At 65.8% G+C, this 19,088-nt stretch carries 12 protein-coding genes; 9 read left to right on the top strand and 3 right to left on the bottom strand.

Annotated features, from left to right (window positions below; translation table 11 throughout):
• The 3 genes from RUU78_RS11730 to RUU78_RS11720 form a co-directional block, all read left to right on the top strand.
• On the top strand, positions 1-1,110 hold a 1,110-nt coding region (locus RUU78_RS11730), incomplete at its 5' end, for a phosphate acyltransferase (protein ID WP_313916785.1).
• A gap of 548 nt (positions 1,111-1,658) precedes the next feature.
• Positions 1,659-2,861 (top strand): hypothetical protein, encoded by a 1,203-nt coding sequence (locus RUU78_RS11725; protein ID WP_313916783.1) that lies wholly within the window; start codon positions 1,659-1,661, stop codon positions 2,859-2,861.
• A complete protein-coding gene (locus tag RUU78_RS11720; protein WP_313916781.1) occupies positions 2,854-4,764 on the top strand; it encodes a tetratricopeptide repeat protein in 1,911 nt (636 codons plus the stop codon). Before RUU78_RS11725 ends, RUU78_RS11720 begins: the two co-directional genes overlap by 8 nt.
• A 44-nt stretch (positions 4,765-4,808) precedes the next feature.
• Here the strand turns inward: RUU78_RS11720 and RUU78_RS11715 are convergent, their stop codons facing one another.
• Positions 4,809-6,866, bottom strand: coding sequence for a hypothetical protein (locus RUU78_RS11715; RefSeq protein ID WP_313916779.1), 2,058 nt, complete (start codon positions 6,864-6,866; stop codon positions 4,809-4,811).
• Between the two features lie 374 nt (positions 6,867-7,240).
• Here RUU78_RS11715 and aceE point away from each other — a divergent pair, with 374 nt between their 5' ends.
• The 3 genes from aceE to RUU78_RS11700 all read left to right on the top strand — a co-directional run bounded on the left by aceE (position 7,241) and on the right by RUU78_RS11700 (position 12,013).
• A complete protein-coding gene (gene aceE / locus RUU78_RS11710; RefSeq protein WP_313916777.1) occupies positions 7,241-9,928 on the top strand; it encodes a pyruvate dehydrogenase (acetyl-transferring), homodimeric type in 2,688 nt (895 codons plus the stop codon).
• Between the two features lie 15 nt (positions 9,929-9,943).
• Positions 9,944-11,221 carry a hypothetical protein gene (locus tag RUU78_RS11705; RefSeq protein WP_313916776.1) on the top strand — a complete coding sequence of 426 codons (1,278 nt, stop codon included), beginning with the start codon at positions 9,944-9,946 and terminating at the stop codon, positions 11,219-11,221.
• Positions 11,222-11,350: 129 nt separating this feature from the next.
• Entirely contained in the window at positions 11,351-12,013 is a 663-nt protein-coding gene (locus tag RUU78_RS11700; protein WP_313916774.1) for a TonB family protein, read from the top strand.
• Between the two features lie 136 nt (positions 12,014-12,149).
• Here the strand turns inward: RUU78_RS11700 and RUU78_RS11695 are convergent, their stop codons facing one another.
• A complete protein-coding gene (locus RUU78_RS11695) occupies positions 12,150-12,569 on the bottom strand; it encodes a hypothetical protein (RefSeq protein WP_313916772.1) in 420 nt (139 codons plus the stop codon).
• A gap of 194 nt (positions 12,570-12,763) precedes the next feature.
• Here RUU78_RS11695 and RUU78_RS11690 point away from each other — a divergent pair, with 194 nt between their 5' ends.
• The 3 genes from RUU78_RS11690 (at position 12,764) to RUU78_RS11680 (ending at position 17,821) form a co-directional block, all read left to right on the top strand.
• The gene (locus RUU78_RS11690) at positions 12,764-13,351 is read left to right on the top strand and encodes a hypothetical protein (protein ID WP_313916770.1); all 588 of its coding nucleotides are present in this window, start codon (positions 12,764-12,766) and stop codon (positions 13,349-13,351) included.
• Between the two features lie 162 nt (positions 13,352-13,513).
• Positions 13,514-16,090 (top strand): hypothetical protein, encoded by a 2,577-nt coding sequence (locus RUU78_RS11685; RefSeq protein WP_313916768.1) that lies wholly within the window; start codon positions 13,514-13,516, stop codon positions 16,088-16,090.
• Between the two features lie 564 nt (positions 16,091-16,654).
• Complete coding sequence (locus tag RUU78_RS11680) at positions 16,655-17,821, top strand: PQQ-dependent sugar dehydrogenase (protein ID WP_313916767.1); 1,167 nt, start codon at positions 16,655-16,657, stop codon at positions 17,819-17,821.
• A gap of 56 nt (positions 17,822-17,877) precedes the next feature.
• On the opposite strand, the gene RUU78_RS11675 is transcribed toward RUU78_RS11680, so the two are convergent.
• Positions 17,878-18,975 carry a S41 family peptidase gene (locus RUU78_RS11675; protein ID WP_313916765.1) on the bottom strand — a complete coding sequence of 366 codons (1,098 nt, stop codon included), beginning with the start codon at positions 18,973-18,975 and terminating at the stop codon, positions 17,878-17,880.
• Positions 18,976-19,088: the final 113 nt, after the last annotated feature.

The raw sequence follows: 19,088 nt of genomic DNA, 5'->3' as shown, positions 1-19,088 counted from the left end.
GCGGCGACGGTTTCCGGCGTGGCGACGCGGCCCATCGCCGACCTCAACGCCTATCGCGAAAAGCTGACCAGCTTCGTGTTCCGCACCGGCCTGATCATGAAGCCGGTGTTCGATCGCGCGAAGTCCGATCCCAAGCGCGTGGTCTACGCCGAAGGCGAAGAAGAGACCGTGCTGCGCGCGGTTCAGGTCATCATCGACGAAGGCTTCGCGCGACCGATCCTGATCGGCCGTCCCGACGTGATCGAGAAGCGCATCCAGCGCATCGGCCTGCGCCTGCAGCCCGGCGTGGATTTCGAGATGTGCAACATCAACGATGATCCGCGCTTCAACGACTACTGGCAGCACTATCACCGCATCATGGAACGCCGCGGTGTATCGCCGGCTCTGGCCAAGGCAGTGGTGCGCTCGCGCTCGACCGTGATCGCCTCGCTGATGGTCGAGCGCGGCGAAGCCGATGCGCTGATCTGCGGCGTGGTCGGCCGTTACGGCAAGAAACTCAACTACATCCGCGACATCATCGGCCTGGATGCAGGCGTGCAGCAGCCCTCGGCGATGTCCGCGGTGTTCAACGAAAAAGGCGTGTTCTTCTTTCTGGACACGCACGTCCAGCATGAGCCCTGCGCCGAGGAAATCGCCGAGGCCACGATGCAGGCTGCGATCCGGCTGAAGCTGTTCGGTATTCCTCCGAAGATCGCGCTGCTGTCGCACAGCAACTTCGGCAGTTCCGATTCGCCCTCGGCCTGCAAGATGCGCAAGGTGCTCAAGATCATCCACGAGCGCGCGCCCCGGCTCGAGGTGGAAGGCGAGATGCAGGCGGATGCCGCGCTCGTGCCGGAAATCCGCGAGCGCATGTTCCCGAATTCGAAGCTCAGCGGCAGCGCGAACGTGTTCGTGTTCCCGAACCTCGACTCGGCCAACATCAGCTTCAACATGCTGCGCGCAATGACCGACGGCGTGGTGCTGGGTCCCATCCTCATGGGCATCACCAAGCCGGCACATGTGCTGACCCCGTCGGCGACGGTGCGCCGCGTCGTCAACATGACCGCGATCGCGACGGTGGAAGCGCAGATCCGCGGACAGGGCCGCTTTCAGGCATCCGCAGTGACCTGAGTCTGCAGCAGAGCGGGGCGGCGGCCAGGCCGTCGTCCCGGTTCGCAAAAAAACCGGCTTGTGGCCGGTTTTTTTGCGTCCGATCGAACCTGGGCGGTCGTGTCCGGCACGGGTCGTGGCCGTAGTCGTGGTTCCGAAACTGAAAGGCAGCAACTGAGCCAAGGCGCTTTTGTATTTGAATTCATAATGTTGCGGCGAGTTTCTGGGGCGGCGTTGAGATCGGCTCCGGTCCTTCCGGTGGGTCGGACACCCTGACTCACGATGCATGGCGGCAACCATCTTGATGATATGGAAAAAGTGTGTACAGTATTTAGTTGCTGTTTATACAAACAGCATTAACTCAATGGGGAAATCGCATGAAGAAGTTCCAGATTCGTGAGGTGGAAACCGTCAAGACGACTGCGGCAATGTACGAGTGCCGCATCTGCTTCCCCGACTGGCTTTGCGACATCATCGAAGGCCCGCAAAGCAACTAAGCTCAGCTGGAGTCATCGGGAGGACGGGGTTTCCCCGTCCTCTTCCATCTGCACGCTCCCATCGGGTCTGCCATGCAGGATATGCCGCTGCAGGTGTTGCCGTATTCCGTCCAGCCGGACGGGGAAAATTTCATCATTGGTTCGGCGCGGAGCGGAAAATTCCTGTCGGTGCCGGCCGACGTCATCGCCATTCTCGAGGCGTTCAAGGCCGGCAGCAGCCCCGCACAGGTGCACCAGGACTATCTGCAGCGCGATGGCGAGGCGCCGGACCTCGAAGACCTGATCCAGGTGCTCAGCGGCCATGGCATTCTTTCCACGGCGGCGACGCCGCTGCCGGAATCACGCCTGCCGCGCGGTCATTTCGACTGGGTCACGCCGGCCATGGGCCGTGTTCTCTGGAACCGCTACACCCTCGCCGTCATGGCGGTCATTGTCTTCGCCGCCGTCGTCACTCTGTGGCGCGACCCGGTCCTGCTGCCCGGCTGGCGCGCGCTGTACTTCCCGCGCGACACTGCAGTGCAGCTGCTCGGCCTGATGCTGCTGGGCATGGCCTCCACGTTCGTGCACGAGATGGCCCATCTGACCGCGGCGCGCGCGTCCGGCGTGTCCTGTCGCTTCAGCATCGGCAACCAGTTGTGGTTCGTGGTCTGGTACACGGACATGAGCGGCATATGGGCGTTGCCGCGGCGGCAGCGCTACCTGCCTATCCTGGCCGGACCGCTGATCGATCTGGTCTCGGCCGCCTTGATCGTGCTCGTGCTTGCGGCGGACCGGCAGCACGGCTGGGGTTTCGCGCCGTACACCGTCAGCCTGTTGTCGGCATTGCTGTTCGTCTATCTGCTGCGCATCGTCTGGCAGTGCTATTTTTTTATACGTACGGATTTCTACTATGCGCTATCCAACCTGCTCGGCTGCAAGCGCCTGCTGCAGGATACCGAGGATTGGCTGCGCAACCGCTGGGCGCGCCTGCGCGGCCGGGTAGAGGCGGTCGACCAGTCCGGCCTGCCTGCACACGAGCGCCGCATGATCCCGACCTATGCCGCGATCTGGCTGGGCGGCCGCGGTATCGCCTTCAGCCTGCTGCTATTCGTGCAGCTGCCGCTATTCGTGAGCTACCTGTTCCTGCTCTGGAAATCGATCACTGCGCCCGATTCCGCCCAGCCCGTGCCCGCCACGACCTGGCTGGCGGGTCTGCTGTTCAGCACCCTGCTGATCGCCGGGCTGGCGATGTGGGCGCGTCAACTCTGGCCGCGCAAAGGAAAAATCGATGCATGACATTGCTGCTGCAACCGCGATCTCCCTGCCTGCCGCAGGCGCGGGCTCCGTGCTTGTCGCCGCCGCCGCTGCCGGCGCTGCGCGAGAGCAATGGCTGCGTGACCGGGTCGCGGCCGCGGCACCGGTCGATGCCGCCGTATACCACCTGGACTGCCGCCTGCGCTGTGGCGGACCCTGGGCAGGCCTGACCGACTACCTCGCCGAACTGGTGCCGCAGATCGATGCGGTGCAGCCCGATCTGCTGGAAAAGCATCGCTACGAACTGGCGCTGGCATTGCCCTCGCTGCGCAGCCGCTTTCCGCTGGCCGATGCCAGCCTGACCGATTCCTCGCCTGTGAAAGAGCGCGTGCGCAGCTATCCGGTCGACCGCGCCTATCGCCTGCTGCATGGGCTGATCGAGTTGCTGGACGAATGGCTGCCGCGCAGCGCACGGCGCACGGTGCTGGTGCTGCATGGCTTTGATGAAACCAGCGCGCTGATGCGGCGCTTCTTCCACGATCTGGTGCGCCGCCGCCTGGAACGCCTGCCGCTGGATATCGTGCTGGCGGTCGAGCCGGACAATCTCGCGGAAACCTGTGCAGGGTTTTCCTGTTCTCGTTTTGCGCAAATCTCGACGCAGCTGGCGGGCGGTGCCGCGCCGGTGGACCTCGATGCACTGCGCGCTGCCACAGTGGGTTGGGAAGATCGCCTCGCCGCGTCGCTGGGCCAGGACAACCTGATACCGCGTCTGATCGACGCCTATGTGGCCCTTGGCGAGCATGTCCGCGCGCAGCGCTGGCGTGCCGCGGCGCTGGCTGTCTACAACCATTTCGGCCTGTACGAGGACGCGCTGTACTTCGGCCAGCCGGTGCTGGCCGACCTGGACGAGATCGACCACGGCGAGCGTCGCTTCAGCCGTTGGCATATCGTGTCCGGCCTGTTCAACGCCCATGCGGCGATGGGGCGGCCCGAGGACGCGCTGCAGGTGGTGCGCGACGAGGCGCTGAACAAGGTGACTGACCCCAACGACCTCGTCAGCATCTACTACACCATGGCCATGCTGCACTGCCGCTTCCTGCCGAAGCGCGATTTCGCCCTGGCCGAGGAATACCTGCAACGCTCGATGGACATCCTCGACCAGACCACGTTGGGGGAAGCGGAGCGGCACTACCTTGCCGTGTTCAACCTCAATGGCGTCGCTTTCATACGCTTCCAGCAGGGCCGTCTCGAGGACGCGATCGCGCTGTGCCGCGATGGTTTCGACAGGCTGGACAAGCATCTCAACGAGAGCCAGTACCGCCTGCACCGGTCGGTGCTGCTGTACAACATCGCGCAGGTGTATGCGGGCACGCGCTCTTATGACGAGGCCATTGCCTACTACACCGCGGCGATGGAAATCGACCCGCGCTACTCGGAGTATTACAACGAGCGCGGCGGCGTATTCCTCAAGGTAGGCCGGCTGGACGAGGCCGTTGCAGATTTCCAGAGGGCCATCCAGCTCAGCGCGCCATATTTCGAGGTGTGGACCAACCTGGGCCAGGCACTTCGGCGCGCCGGCAAATTCGCGGCCGCGGTCGAGGCATATACACACGCACTCGATATTGAGCCGCATGCGAGTCTTGCGCGCATTGGTCGCGCCCAGTCGCAGGAGCAACTCGGCAACGCGCAAGCAGCCATCGACGATTACAGCGCCGCGCTGTCCCGCGATGGGAAGGACGCGCAGCTGTGGTCCAACCGCGCCGTGCTGCTGTTCGAAATGGGCCGCATCGCCGAAGCGCTGAGCGATCTCGACGAAGCCGTGCGCCGCGCGCCCGATGTGGCCGATCTGTACGAAAACCGCGCCGTCGCGCTGGCCGCACTGCAGCGCCACGAGGAAGCGCAGCGCGACCGCGCGCAGGCGTCGCTGTTGCTCGCCGCGGCCTGAGTGGCCGGCTTCGTCCGGCCGGGCTAGCCCGGCCGGACCCTACGTCAGGGCACGATTTCGAGCCGGTTGGTCGCGCCGGTCAGGTCGCGATTCAGCGTAATCCACAATTCGCTGGTGGCTACGCGCAGTGACGGGAAATAGTCGACGTCCAGGACCTGCGCCACGTTGTTGAAGCGCAGCGTGGGATATTCGCCGCCGCTGATGTTGCGCACGACGATGACGGGCTTCTTCAGGCTGCCGCTGCCGACCGCGATGTTGGCGTCGAGCGCGTTGCCGACGGCGTTGAACGTAAGCGCGCCGTAGACCGGGTCATAGCCCGCCGGGGCGTAGGTGATGTTGTCGGGCCGGTTGACGCCGGCCGGTCCGCTCGTGGCGACGCTGCCCGTTGCTGCCGTCAGGTTCAACGACTGTACTGTCTCTACCTGCGCGACCTGTGCGCCGACCGGATCGGTGCTGTGCGTGCCGAGCACGACGTACGTGGAATAGCTCTTGCGCGGCCAGCCCGAGTCGGTCGTGTTCGGCAGCGGACCGCCCCAGTAGGCCGAACCGTGCGTGTAGTAGCTGTTCTGGCCGAGGAAGCCGAAATTGGTACCCCAGGCCAGGCGCGTGTTGTTGGTCGGCGTGCTCACGCTGGCGAAGGAGTAATTGATCGACTGATAGGGCCAGTTGTAGTCGCACGGCAGCAGCGAGGCCGGCGTGGTGCAGGCGTTGCCGGCGGCGCTGGTCGTGTTCCAGCGCGCCGTGCCGAAGTAGCCACCGGCGTCCTGCTGGACGATGGTCTGGGTCTGTACCGTACCTATCGTCGCGTCGACGCCGGTTGTCCACAGTTTTACATAGGGAATAGTGTTCGGCGTGTTCCAGGTCCAGCTGCTGCTGTACGTGGCTGGCGATGTGGTCGTTGCGAACTTGTAGCGGTCGCCCCAGCCGATGCCGGCAATGACGCTGTGCGCGCCTTCAGTCGCGCTGCCGTCGAACAGCAGCTCACCGTAGGGCGCGCGCGAATCAGCGTCGACGGCGCCGACCGGCACCGCACTCAGGTCCCAGGAAACGGCCCAGAGCGGATTGTCGCGGCCGGTCGAGAATATCCATTCCACCGTGACCGGCACGTCGTAGCGCACGTTCGGCGGCGCCGCGGTCGTCGTGGCCCAGCGCGGATAGCTCTGGGCAAAGCGGAAGATCGCATGGTGCCGGCCCTGCCAGACGCGCTCGGACGTGCCGGTGAAGCCGTGGCCCAGCGGCGAGTCGTCCGTGCCGATGCCGGTCGTGCCTTCGCTGCGATGGCTGACCACGTAGCCGAAGCCGCTGGCTGCGCTGCCCGAGGCAGTGACGATGCGGGGGCTGCCGCCGACCTGATAGCGGTACTCGCGCAGTTCGCCGCCGCGCGTGCCGCCGGGACCGGTCTGCCCGGTGTTGTGGGCGAGGACGGCAACGCGCGGCTGGTTGGTGCCGTCGCGCCAGGTAAAGCGGTCGCTGGTCATGCCGAGCACGCTGACGTCGCGGTCCTGCACGAGCCCGTTCGATGCCGGCGGCAAGCCGACGCTTTCGAATCCGTTGCGGAAGATGGAATCGACCGGCGGCGCGGACGACTCCGACAACATGACGTCGTCGATGTAGACCGCCGCCTGGGCGGTCTCGGAATCGCTCTGGATATCGAAGCGGTCGAACGCGCCGCTGTAGTTCAGGGCGCCGCTGTTCAGCGGGATCACGACCTCGCGCCAAGTGCCTGCGGCGATGCTGCCGTCCGTGATGTAGGCATCGACTTCGGCCTGGGCGACGATCGAGTTGTTGTGCTGCAGGAAGAAGTACAGCTGCTGGCCGCCGGTGGCGCCGCCGTGGACCCAGAAGCGCACGATCGGGTAGGTCGTGGTCATGAGGTCCGGATCGGTGAAGAACGACACCGCATTGAACGCGTCGATGCCGCCGCCGCCAATGAAGCGGATCGAGACGCTGCCGGAATGCGCCTGATCCGTGCTGCCGAACGTCGAGCCGCCGCCGTAGGAAAAATCCTGGAAGCCGTTGCGCAGGGCTTCGTCATATACCGCCAGGTCGGCCGCCTGCGCCGATCCGAGCATCAACACCAGCAAACTCATCCACTTGCCCATGACCGTCCCCCTCCGTGTTACGGAACCCGCCGTTGCCGCGCGATGCGCGACTCCGGCGGAAGCCCCAGCCGAATCCGCTTACGTGCGGAGGTCGTCAGGGATGACATTTCGGTGGGCAGCCTAGGCGGCAGGCCGTGAAGGTTGCGAGTTTGTCAATATCTCGTTTAGCGGGCGTTTGGCCGGCGCCGGAAACGAGCGGGCCGGCAGTGCCGGACGAAAACGCCGATCAAACGCCCGTTGGCCATACAGGCGGCGCGTTTAAGCCGGTAAACTCGGCCCGATGCGCCGCTCTGCGGCGCCGCCGCTTCGACCAAAACGACAACAGCAAGAACGCCACTCCTCCCCAGGCTCACGGCGTTCGTGGAGGGATACCCATGAACATGCTGCAGGACATCCTCAACCAGGATCTGGACCCGACCGAAACCCAGGAGTGGATCGACGCGCTCAATGCCGTGATCGGTGCCGACGGCGCGGAGCGCGCGCACTATCTGCTGGAGCGCATGGTCGATGCGACGCGCCGCGCCGGCGGCCATCTGCCGTTCCAGCCGACCACCGAATACGTCAACACGATTCCGACCCAGTCGGAAAAGCGCAATCCGGGCAATGCCGCGCTGGAATGGCGCATCCGCTCGCTGGTCCGCTGGAACGCGCTCGCGACCGTCGTGCGCGCGAACCGCAAGCCCGGCGAACTCGGCGGCCATATCGCTAGCTTCGCCTCGTCCGCCACGCTGTACGACGTCGGCTTCAACCATTTCTGGCGTGCGCCGAGCGAGAACCATCCGGGCGATCTGCTGTACGTGCAAGGCCATTCCTCGCCGGGCGTCTATGCTCGGGCCTTCCTCGAAGGCCGAATCAACGAATCGCAGCTCGACCGCTATCGCATGGAGGTCGACGGCGGCGGTCTGTCGTCGTATCCGCATCCGTGGCTGATGCCGGATTTCTGGCAGACCCCGACCGTGTCGATGGGCCTGGGCCCGATCATGGCGATCTACCAGGCGCGTTTCTGGAAATACCTCGAACATCGCGACATGATGCCGAAGTCCGACCGCAAGGTCTGGTGCTTCATGGGCGACGGCGAAACCGACGAGCCCGAATCGCTGGGCGCGATCTCGCTGGCCGGACGCGAAAATCTGGACAACCTGATTTTTGTGATCAATTGCAATCTGCAGCGCCTTGACGGGCCCGTGCGCGGCAACGGCAAGATCATCCAGGAACTGGAAGGCGTGTTCCGCGGTGCCGGCTGGAACGTGATCAAGGTGGTGTGGGGTTCGTACTGGGATCCGCTGCTCGCGCGCGACACCAAGGGCCTGCTGCGCAAGCTCATGATGGAAACCGTCGACGGCGAATACCAGGCGTGCAAGGCGTTCGGCGGCGCGTATACGCGCGAGCATTTCTTCGGCAAATATCCCGAGCTCAAGGAAATGGTCGCCAACCTCAGCGACGAGGACATCTGGCGCCTGAATCGCGGCGGCCATGACCCGCACAAGGTCTATGCGGCTTATGCCGAGGCCGTGAGCAGCGCGAACGGGCGTCCGACCGTGATCCTGGCCAAGACGGTCAAGGGCTACGGCATGGGCGGCGCCGGCGAGTCGATGAACATCACCCATCAGCAGAAGAAGATGGACGACGACGCGATCCGCGCGTTCCGCGATCGCTTCAACATCCCGGTCGCCGACGACAAGCTCTCCGACGTGCCGTTCTACCATCCGGGCAAGGACTCGCCCGAAGTGCAGTACATGCTCGAGCGCCGTGCCGCGCTCGGCGGCTCGCTGCCGCAGCGCCGCCAGAAGAGCGAATCGCTGCCGACGCCGACGCTCGCCGCGCTGGAACAGATCACCAAGGGCAGCGGCGAGCGCGAGATCTCGACCACGATGGCTTTCGTGAGAGGGCTCAACCTGCTGCTGCGCGACAAGGCGATCGGTCCGCGCATCGTGCCCATCGTCGCCGACGAGGCGCGCACGTTCGGCATGGAAGGCATGTTCCGCCAGATCGGTATCTACGCGCCGTTCGGCCAGAAGTACAAGCCGCAGGATTCCGACCAGCTGCTGTACTACCGCGAAGACCAGGCCGGGCAGGTGCTGCAGGAAGGCATCACCGAAGCCGGCGCAACCTGCAGCTGGATCGCCGCGGCGACGAGCTACAGCACGAACGACCTGCCGATGCTGCCGGTCTTCATCTTCTACTCGATGTTCGGCATGCAGCGCGTCGGCGACCTGTGCTGGGCCGCCGGCGACATGCGCGCGCGCGGCTTCCTGATCGGCGGCACCGCCGGCCGCACCACGCTCAACGGCGAAGGGCTGCAGCACGAAGACGGCCACAGTCACCTGCTCGCGGGCTCGATCCCGAACTGCAAGGCCTACGATCCGACCTTCTCCTACGAGGTCGCCGTGATCCTGCAGGACGGCACGCGCCGCATGCTGACCGAGCAGGAAGACGTGTACTACTACATCACCGTGATGAACGAGAACTACACCCATCCCGACCTGCCCGCAGGTACCGAGGAGGGCATCATCAAGGGCATGTACCTGTTCAAGGACGGCGGCAAGCCGAAGAAGAACGCGCCGCACGTGCAACTGCTGGGTTCCGGCACGATCCTGCGCGAAGTCATTGCCGCGGCGGAGCTGCTGGAGAAGGACTTCGGCGTCAGCAGCGACATCTGGAGCTGCCCGAGCTTCACCGAGCTGCGCCGCGACGGCCACGACGCGGAGCGCTGGAACCGCCTGCATCCGGAAGACAAGCCGCGCAAGGCCTACGTGACGCAGTGCCTCGACGGCCGTGCCGGCCCGGCCATCGCCGCGACCGACTACGTTCGCCAGCACGCCGACTCGATCCGTGCGTTCCTGCCCGACGGCATGCGCTACACCGTGCTCGGCACCGACGGCTTCGGCCGCAGCGACACGCGCGCGAACCTGCGTCGCTTCTTCGAGGTCGACCGCTACTACATCGCCCAGGCAGCCATTGCCGCATTGGCGGCAGAAGGGAAAATGCACGCCAAGGACGTCGCGCGCGCGATCAAGGAATGGAAGATCGACGCGGACAAGGCGAATCCGACGACGGTGTGACGCGGCAGGGGCCGAATGAAAGCGATTTTCGGTTGTGCCGTCGGCCTCGCCTCGCTGGCCTGGGTCACCACGGCGGTGGCCGATGCCATCAACCAGCCGCGCAACCCACGCACCATCGGCGGCAAGGTGTATTTCACGGGAAGCGTGCCTTCGTCCGGACCTGGTCTGTACGTGACCGACACGGCGATGCAGACCGCGAGGCGTCTGTTCCGGGGCGAGCCGCCGCTCGTAGACACGGCCGTCGGCGAACTCGGCGCGCGCGTGCTCGTGGAGCGGTCCGACCAGCACGGACGCGGCACCCTCTGGTCGATCGATCCGGTCGGCGGCGGCCGCGAGCCGCTCGCCTCGCTGCCGTCGTCGGGTTTGCCGGATACGCCACGAACGCAACCACTGGGTACGGTTGGAGTGCGCAGCCTTTTCCTCGTTTCGGTGAATGGCTGGCAGCAGTTGTGGTCCAGCGACGACACGGCCGCCGGCACGCAATCCGTCCTCGATTACATCCACGCGGCTTGCGCGTTGCCGCAGCGCGGTGTCGTCGCCCGTCGGGCCGGTTCACGGTTCACGGTCTGGGGCAGCGACGGCACCGTTGCGGGCTCGACTCAGGCTTTCCCGACGACACAGGACACCTATCGCGTCTACGCCCGTCGCAGCGGCGCATTTTGTTACTTCGCTTTCGCACGCGGCACAGGCTGGGAGCTCTGGCGCAGCGACGGCACCGCCAACGGCAGTAACGTGCTCGCGCAGAGCACCGATGGCACGCCGCGCGGGCTCGCCGTCATCGGTTCCGTTGCCTACGTGATCGATGCAATACCGCAACGCGCCCGCCTTTGGCGTAGCGATGCGGCGCAGCCGGTGATCACGCACCACGGTGATTTCTTCGAGGATGCGCCGTTCGAGGCCGTCGGCACCCGGCTGGCGTATATAGCGCCGTATCTCTACGCAGGCCAGAGCTGGACGGGCCTGTTCGCCAGCGACGGCACGGCCGCGGGCACGCAGCAGGTCGGCAATCGTTTTACGTTCGGGCACATCTACTGCGCGATGGCGCTCGGCTTCCGGTTCGTCGCGGTGGACGTGCTGCGCGTGTGGAATGTCGACCCGACGACGGCGTTCTGGACGCCCTCGCCGGTGCCGGAGTACATGGCCTGTTCCGGTGCCGTCGTCAACGGCGTTGCGGTTGGCTCCGGGTTCGGTGCGACCGGCGAAGAGGCCTGGCGCAGCGATGGGTCTGAGGTAGGTACCCACGCGCTGCAGGACGCAACGGAGCGGATATTTGCGTCAGCGTTCCAGCGATAGGCGACGAACCGTTTGGAAGCTTCTGCTCGCCACGATGCCTGTGGGTAGAAGTGCGCGTCGCGCCGTGTTGGGTGCGGTCAGTGTAGTGAAGCAGCCGCGGTTCGCCGCCAGGATGCACAAGGAGGCGTGATGAAAATGCTGTTGCTGTCGCTGGTGGCATTCGCGCCTACCGGCTTGTTGAATCCGCTGCCGGGTGCGGCGCGCGTGTATGTGCGCGTAGATGTCGATGCGCAAGGCGCAATCGAGTCCGTGCGTTTCCGCGATGGTACGGGCGAGCGGCTGCAAGCGGTTCTGCGTGAACGCGTGCAGTCCTGGCGCTTCGATCCTGCGCTCGTCGACGGACGACCCGCTCCGGCGCAGACCACGATCACGATCGATCTGCGGGCCGGTGCCGATGGACAATCGATCGATATCGCGTCGGTCAGCGCCGGGCCCGCGCCGATCTTCATCGAGCCGCCACGTTATGCGCCGAATGGCCGCGCGGCGTTGCAGGGCAATGTCGTATTGCGTTGCCGGATAGCGGCGGACGGGCGTTGCCGCGACATCACTGTCGAAGACGCGACGGCACCGGCCAAACTTCAGAAAAGTGCGAAGTTCGCGCTCGCGAACTGGCGCTTCGAGACCGAAGTCGTCTCCGGTGTCGCCGTCACGCCCTGGGTGCTGATTCCGTTCTGCTTTTCGCAGCGTCCCGCCGACCAACCCGTGCCGGAATGCAAGGTTGGCCAGCAGCGGGCCATTGCCGGCAGCGAACCGCCGCGCCTGAAACTGCATGATCCACTCGCGCAGCGCTGAAGCGACGATCGACCTTTCGGTGAGGCGGTGACGGGCGGTGCGCGATTCGCTTCGTCGGTGCCAACAGCAGCCGCGCTGATCAATGACAGCACGAATGGGTCCGCCTCCGGTCAGGCACAGCTGCGACGTGCTTCCATCAGTCCGCTTTTCCGTTGATGCCTTCGTTCGCCAGCGCCGGAAAATCCTCGCGTGGCGGCAGGAATTTCGCCGCGACGGTATTTGCGGTCTTCGTCGTGGTCTGGTCGTGCGCGACGCTCGCGGCGCGCTGCACGGCCTTGTGCGGCGCGCGCCAGATCTGGTCGGTCGGATAGTACGAAGTGCCGTTGGTCCAACGCGGATGGCCGGCCTTCGCGGCGGCGGGAATCTCGCGCGTGCCCACGCGCGGCCCGGTGAACAGCGGTAGCCAGATGCCTTCCTTCGGGTCGCTCGCGATGCACAGGAAATAGTGCTGCGCCTTCACCGCGAGGTCGATGTCGCAGCTGCAGTGCGCGCCGTGATTGAGCAACTCGTCGGGATCCAGGCGCAAGACGAGACCGGGTACGTGGTTGTGGGCCATGAGAAGCCTTTCGAGCGAAACGGCCTGAACGATGACGGTTTGCGCAGGGTTAAGCAACTTGATGCAACGGTTCCGCTCGCTCGACAGCAGGTTTCGCCTCGAACGGTTACCCCGTCAGAATCGCGTCGCGCGGGCGATAGGCCGCACCGAGCGCGCGTAACGGGGCTGCTTTCCGCGGCGACATCGGTGGCAGCTTGATCATCGATCGCGCGGAAACGCATTGTTCAGTTCAACATCGTGGTGTGGCTTGTGCGCTGCCGGGCATTCGGCACGCGGATCGGGTTTCGCGAAGGCTGGTTGCCGATTTGGCGCCGGGCGGCGCGTCGTCGTTCGCCCAATTGCTTGGCGGTATCGGGGACACGCTGATCGGCTCCGCCGACGCCGGCAATCTTGGCTCAGGCACGACAAATGTGCGGCGTCAGGCCTATGCCGTGAATCGGCATGATGGCACCAGGGTGCAGCTGACACAGTTTCCGGTGGGCCAGCACCTGGTCCCGGAACGGCTGTCACGCGAAACGGAATTCCCCGGACACGTCGTCATGCGTCACAACGACGGCATGCTGCGGGCAACTGACGGCACGCTGAGCGAAACGCAGCGGCTCAACGCACCGGGCGGCCCAGGCCACGCCGGCGCGGGCGCGGTCTGCGCGCTCCCGGCGCCGTATCGTGTTCCAGCGCAACACGACGAATTCGATGCAGCTGTGGATCAGCAACGGCCGCGTGTCGGGCACTTTCGGCCGCGCGTTCGAGTAGCGCCTCGCGTATCGTGTCGTGGTCGTTGATTCGACTGTTACCGGCGGACGGGATCCCTCCGACGGATACCGCAAGCCGCCTTCGGCGGTCACCATACGCGGCGGATGGCCGCTGCAGGCTCCTTGCGCAGCCCGTTGTTGCGGCCGGGAGATCGCGAATGTGCTGCCATACCGCCCGACAGGAGTGAGTCAGTGAAGATTGCGAAAACGCTCGCGGCCGCAACCGTGTTGGCCGCAGCGCCGGTGTTAGCCGGGCCCGTGCGGACGACACTGGTCACCGATGCGAATACGACGCCCGTAGTGGCCGATTCGAACCCGAGCGGTTTCTACACTTATGCTGACCGGCTTTACTTCACTGCCTGGCGCGCGGATGTCGGACGGCAGCTGTTCGCGAGCGACGGCACGTCGCCGCAAGAGGCACTGGTCTACGACTTCACCGCGCTCGGAAACCTTTCGAACCCGTACGTGCTCGGGCGTATCGGCGACAGGCTCATCGTTTCGACTCAGGACGTAGCGCTCGATGTTGCCACAGCCTATCGGCACGTCGTGGTCGCGCTCGATCTCGCCACCTTGCAGGCCGTGCGGCTCGCGGAATTCGACCCGCAGCAGAATTTCTACACCTGGCGCATCGACCGCGTGGCCGAAGTGCCCGGCCACGTGCTGTTCACCGATCTCGTTGACGGCACCGTCTGGAGCACCGACGGCACGGCCGCGGGCACGCAGCAGCGTTACGCGCCGTCGCCGCTCGACAATGCCGTCAGCTCGGCCAGCGCCTGCGCGCTGGAGGGCCATGTCGTATTCGCCGGCCGCAATGGTCCTTCGCGCGAAATCTGGACCAGCGACGGCACCGCAGTCGGCACGCGCGCCGTGGCGATGATTGCCGAGAGCGGCTTTCCGGCGTCCGCGATACGCGCCGGCGCGTACTGCCATTTCCTGATGGCGCGTAGTCAGGGCTGGGCGCTGTGGCGCAGCGACGGTACCGTGGCAGGCACGCAGTTGTCCGTCAGCGCCGATAGTTACGAAATCGGTCCGGTCATGGCGATCGGCGATGTCGCCTTCGTGCTCGCCAACGATGACGATGGCGTGCGGCTGTACCGCAGCGACCAAGCCACGCCGGCTATCGAACTCGACGGCATGGCGATGGGTGATCTCGCTGGCACCGGCAGCCGGCTCGCGTTCACGCGGCGCGAGTCATTCGGCGGTCCGGTCGTCATGACCGTCAGCGACGGCACGCCGGCCGGCACACGCTCGGCAACGCTCGGTGGCGTGCCACTGCTGCTGCCGGACGGCGGCAATACGGTGGCTGCCGGTGGACGCTTCTACATACGCAGCGGCGGAACGCTGTATGCGGTCGATCCGCTGACCGCTGCGGCGGTGAACCTCGGCGCGCAGCCGGCGTTCGGCAACCGCTGGGACATCGCCTCGCTCGGTCCGCTCGCGTTCGATGCGGCCGACGACGGCATCGCTGGCAATGAACCCTGGCGCAGCGACGGCACGGCCGCAGGCACACGGCGGTTGCACGATATCGCGCGGCTCACAGCCGACGGCGTCAGCGTGTCCGGCGACGACGCCCTCGTGCGCGACGGCACCGTCTTCTTCGTCAATCGCGTCTATTCGCCGGGTGGATCGAACGCGCAACTCTGGCGCACCGACGGCACGGCGCCCGGTACGCGTGCGCTGCCGCATGCCGCCGGCAGCGGCACAGTCCGCATCGCGGCCTTCGGCGACGGCCTCGTGTTCACGAGCATGCGGCCGACGGATGCGTGGGCGAGTCTGTATCAGGCCGACCTCGAACTCTCCGGCGCGCACCTGCTCTGGGAACCGCTGTACGGCTACGGCGTTGCCACGACGGCCGACGCCGGTGCCGCGGTGTTCCATTGCGACACGCCGAGGTCGACGGGCAATCTCTGCGGACTGCGCAGCACCGACCTGCAGGCCGGCGTGCTCGCGCCCGGCGGCGCCGCCAGCGACCGGCACGGCGTGATCGGCGCAGTCGGCAACAGCGTACTGGTCGTGCACCGCAGCCGGCTCTGGCGCAGTGACGGCACGCTGCCCGGCACCTTCGTCGTGGCACCGGATCTGCCGATCACCGACCTGCGTGCGGACCCCTCCGCACCGGTCGTCGGCGGCGCGCTGCTGTTCACCGCCTGCCTTGGCGCCAACGGCAGCGACTGCGGCCTGCATCGCTCCGACGGCACCGCGTCGGGCACACAGCGTCTGGCCGCGCCGCCGGATCAGATCATCGCGTTCGCGCCGTTGGGCAACCGGCAGGCGTTCATCACCTACGTCGGTGATCTCTGGATCACCGACGGCAGCGTCGCCGGCACGCGGCAGATCGCGAGCGGTCTCGGCTCGACGCGCTACGGCATGGCGTCGAGTGGCACGCATCTGCATCTGGTCGTGACGCGCTATGACCCGCTGCGCTACGAATACGTCGTCAGCGATGGTACGCCGGCAGGTACGCGCACCCTGCCGTCTCCGCCCGGACTGGCGCCGCGCCATGGCCGCCCGCTGGTGCTTGATGCGGACACCGTGGTGTTCGTCTGCAGCGGGTCCGAGACCGGCGAAGAACTGTGTCGCATGGACGGCAGCGGCAACGACTGGACACTCGCCGCCGACGTCGCGCCGGGGCGCGGTTCGTCGGTGCCGACACTGCTGACGACCGTCGGCCGCGTCGGCTATTTCAGCGCTGACGACGGTACGCACGGCGCCGAGCTCTGGCGCGTCGAACCATTCGTCGACGCGCTGTTCGCGGCCGGTTTCGAATAGGAGCGTCCGCGAGCCATCGCTACCTCAAGGGTCCTCGACCGCGGGGGCGAGCACAGGCCAGTTCAATCCGCGCGTACCCGGTCGGCCCTGACGCGGTGCGGGTGCGCGGCCACCCCACGGCAAGCCACAGGCCTCGCCGCCGATTTCCTCGTCCGGCTCGACGGGTACAGGCGATGTTCTGCGCTTAGTGCCGCTGGCCGGCGGGAAGATCTGGGCCGTCGATGCCAGTGCGACGGCGTGCGCCCCGTTCGCGATTTTTTCCGGGACCGGATTCCTCGCTGATGCGTCCGCTCGGCAGCACCGTGGCTGCAGCGTATTTCGCTGCCGACGACGGCTGTCACGGCATCGAGCTGTGGCGCGTGCAGGGCAGGGGCGATGTGCTGTTTGCGGACGGGTTCGATGAGTGCCGGTTCGGGAACGTGTGGGTTGGCACCCAGGGCGGAGCAGTGTCTTCGAGGTAACCAGCCGGCTCTACCGCTGTGGCCCGCGATACATGCGCGGTAGTATCCACGGGATCCTGCTACCTCAAGGGCAAGCCGCGTGCGATGTTCCGGATCTGGCGCCGTGCTGGCGCTCGTCTTCGCGGCGGCGCTGTCGCCGCTGCCCGCGTCCGCCGGAAGCGACCTGATCGAATTCGAGCCCGTCGTCACGGGCCTGGATCGGCTGACCACGATCGTCTCGACACCGTTGTATCCGGATACGCTCTGGATCGCCGAGCAACCCGGCCGCGTGCGCCTCGTCGAGAATGGCGTACTGCGCGCGCTGCCGTTCCTCGACATCACGGATCGCACGCGTTCGAGCGGCTTCGAGCAGGGGCTGACCGGCTTCGCGTTGTCGCCGGCGTTTCCGGCCAATCCTTACGTCTACGTGCACTACATCCGGCTCGATAGCGCCTCACGCATCGCGCGCTTCCGCCTGTTGCCCGGACCGCTGCTTGCGGCCGATCCGGCCTCGGAGACCGAACTGCTGACCCTGCCGCAGCCGCATCCCACCCACAACTGCAACGAAGTGCGCTTCGGTCCCGACGGCTATCTCTACATCGGTTGCGGCGACGGCGGACCGCCGTTCACGCCGGTGCACGATCCGCAGTCGCTGGCAGAGTTGTACGGAAAAATACTTCGCATCGATGTCAACAATATTCCTGTAGGCCAACCCTACGGCATTCCGGCGGACAACCCTTTTCTCGGCACGCCCGGTGCGCGGCCCGAGATCTGGGCACTCGGCCTGCGCAACCCCTACCGCTTCAGCTTCGACAGCCTGACCGGCGACCTGTGGCTTGGCGACGTCGGCCAGTCGCTCTGGGAAGAAGTCGACCATGTACCCGCCGGCACCATGAGCGGCGTGAACTTCGGCTGGAACCGCATGGAAGGTTCCCATTGCTATCCGAACCCGGGTTGCGACATGGCCGGGTTCTGGCAGCCCGTCATCGAATACGACCACAACCAGGGCTGCGCCGTCGTCGGCGGTCTGCGCATACGCAACGCGTTTTGCGCGAACCTCGAAGGCCGCTACGTCTACGCCGACTTCTGCAACAACGACGTCTATACGGCCGACAGCAGCGACGGCCTCGCCTGGACCAGCACCGCACTCGGCCATTCGCCGAAACCGCCGACCGGCTTCGGCGTCAGCGCGAACGGCCAGCTCTACATGGGCACCTACGGCGTCGGCGATGCGGTGCTCTATCGACTCGCGCTCATCGATTCGATCTTCGAGGATGGTTTCGGCGACTAGCGCGTGTGTCGAAAACCACTGTGCGTCGACGCGGCGTTCGTCGACGTCCGTACCCCTCATCGCCGCCGCGGAAAATACCGCGGCAGATCGACTTCATTCTTCTCCAACTGTGCCAGCGCACGTTCGATGCGTTCGCGATCGCCCGCATCAGTCGCTTTCGCGACGAGGTCATTGAGTATCGTCGTGTACGCCACCTTCATCGCCTCCGCTGCGGGCACGGCCACGTCGGGCTTCACGCCGACGTGTTCCCAGTTCGTCTTCGTGATCGGATTGATCGCCTTGCCCGTCGGGATGAACGCGACGAGGCCGTGTCCGAGCGCGACCATGTCGCCCGGATTCGCGCCGCCGCCCGTCGTTTCGCCAACCAGCGTCGCGCGCTTCTGCGTCTGCAGGTCATAGGCGGCTTCCTCGCCGCCGGAGAACGTGTCGCCCGAGGTCAGTACATAGATCGGCTTCGTATAGCGGACCGTCACTGCGGAATTCGTCCAGAACTCGCGCGTGCGGTTTTCCTGTCGGTAGTAGATGTCGTTGAGATGGCGGTCGTCGTCGACGCCGAAGAAATGGCTCAGCAGATACGCGACGCTCTCGGGCTGGCCGCCGCCGTTGCGGCGCAGATCGAGCACCAGCGCATCCGTGCCGCTCAGCAGCGACATCGCCTGTGTATACGCCTGGCCGACGTAGGCGAGCTCAGCGAAGCCGCGCACCTCGAGATAACCGACGTTGCCCGGCAACCGCTGTACGCGCTCGATGCCGAAACCCATCCGCGCGATCTCCTCACGATACGCGGCAACCTCCTCACGCGTGGGCAGCACCGGCTTGCCTTCCGGCCGCGGCGTGAAGCCGGGCTCGAATGACACGCGGAAGTGCTTGTCCTTGCCGATCTCGACGAGGTCTCTGGTCAGCGCCTCGGCCAGCGCGTCCGTCGTCGTCGCGGCGTCGTAGCCGTGTTTCGCCTGTTTCGCGGCGGTCGCTTTCGCAATCCGTTCGGCCATCTCCGGAAACACGTAGCGCGTCTTGAGCCGTTCGCCCAGCGTGGCGATGACGGCCGCGCGCGCGTTTGCATCGATGGTTGCGGATTTCCCGGCGGGTCGCTGCGCGAACGCAGGCATCGTTGCAACCAGGCAGAGCAGGGCAGTGGAAAACGCGGTAGCCATTCGCATTGCGATCCTCGTCAGACAGTGTGGATGATGAGCGCGCGCCTGAATGCGGCCGTCGTGGCCGTACGAGTCGCTTGTTCGATTCCAGATGCGCGTCTTCCGCGAAAGGT

The organism is Tahibacter sp., assembly GCF_032229445.1.
In the GTDB taxonomy this organism is placed as follows: Bacteria; Pseudomonadota; Gammaproteobacteria; order Xanthomonadales; family Rhodanobacteraceae; genus Tahibacter.
Note: the sequence above shows the minus strand (reverse complement) of the source record. Positions and strands in the feature narration are given on the sequence as shown.

What these genes read in the sequence shown, in the direction of transcription:
- RUU78_RS11725 (WP_313916783.1), top strand. Translation starts at nt 1,659, where the DNA reads ATGCAGGATATGCCGCTGCAGGTGTTGCCGTATTCCGTCCAGCCGGAC.
- RUU78_RS11705 (WP_313916776.1), top strand. Translation starts at nt 9,944, where the DNA reads ATGAAAGCGATTTTCGGTTGTGCCGTCGGCCTCGCCTCGCTGGCCTGG.
- RUU78_RS11700 (WP_313916774.1), top strand. Translation starts at nt 11,351, where the DNA reads ATGAAAATGCTGTTGCTGTCGCTGGTGGCATTCGCGCCTACCGGCTTG.
- RUU78_RS11715 (WP_313916779.1), bottom strand. Translation starts at nt 6,866, where the DNA reads ATGGGCAAGTGGATGAGTTTGCTGGTGTTGATGCTCGGATCGGCGCAG.
- aceE (WP_313916777.1), top strand. Translation starts at nt 7,241, where the DNA reads ATGAACATGCTGCAGGACATCCTCAACCAGGATCTGGACCCGACCGAA.
- RUU78_RS11675 (WP_313916765.1), bottom strand. Translation starts at nt 18,975, where the DNA reads ATGGCTACCGCGTTTTCCACTGCCCTGCTCTGCCTGGTTGCAACGATG.
- RUU78_RS11695 (WP_313916772.1), bottom strand. Translation starts at nt 12,569, where the DNA reads ATGGCCCACAACCACGTACCCGGTCTCGTCTTGCGCCTGGATCCCGAC.
- RUU78_RS11720 (WP_313916781.1), top strand. Translation starts at nt 2,854, where the DNA reads ATGCATGACATTGCTGCTGCAACCGCGATCTCCCTGCCTGCCGCAGGC.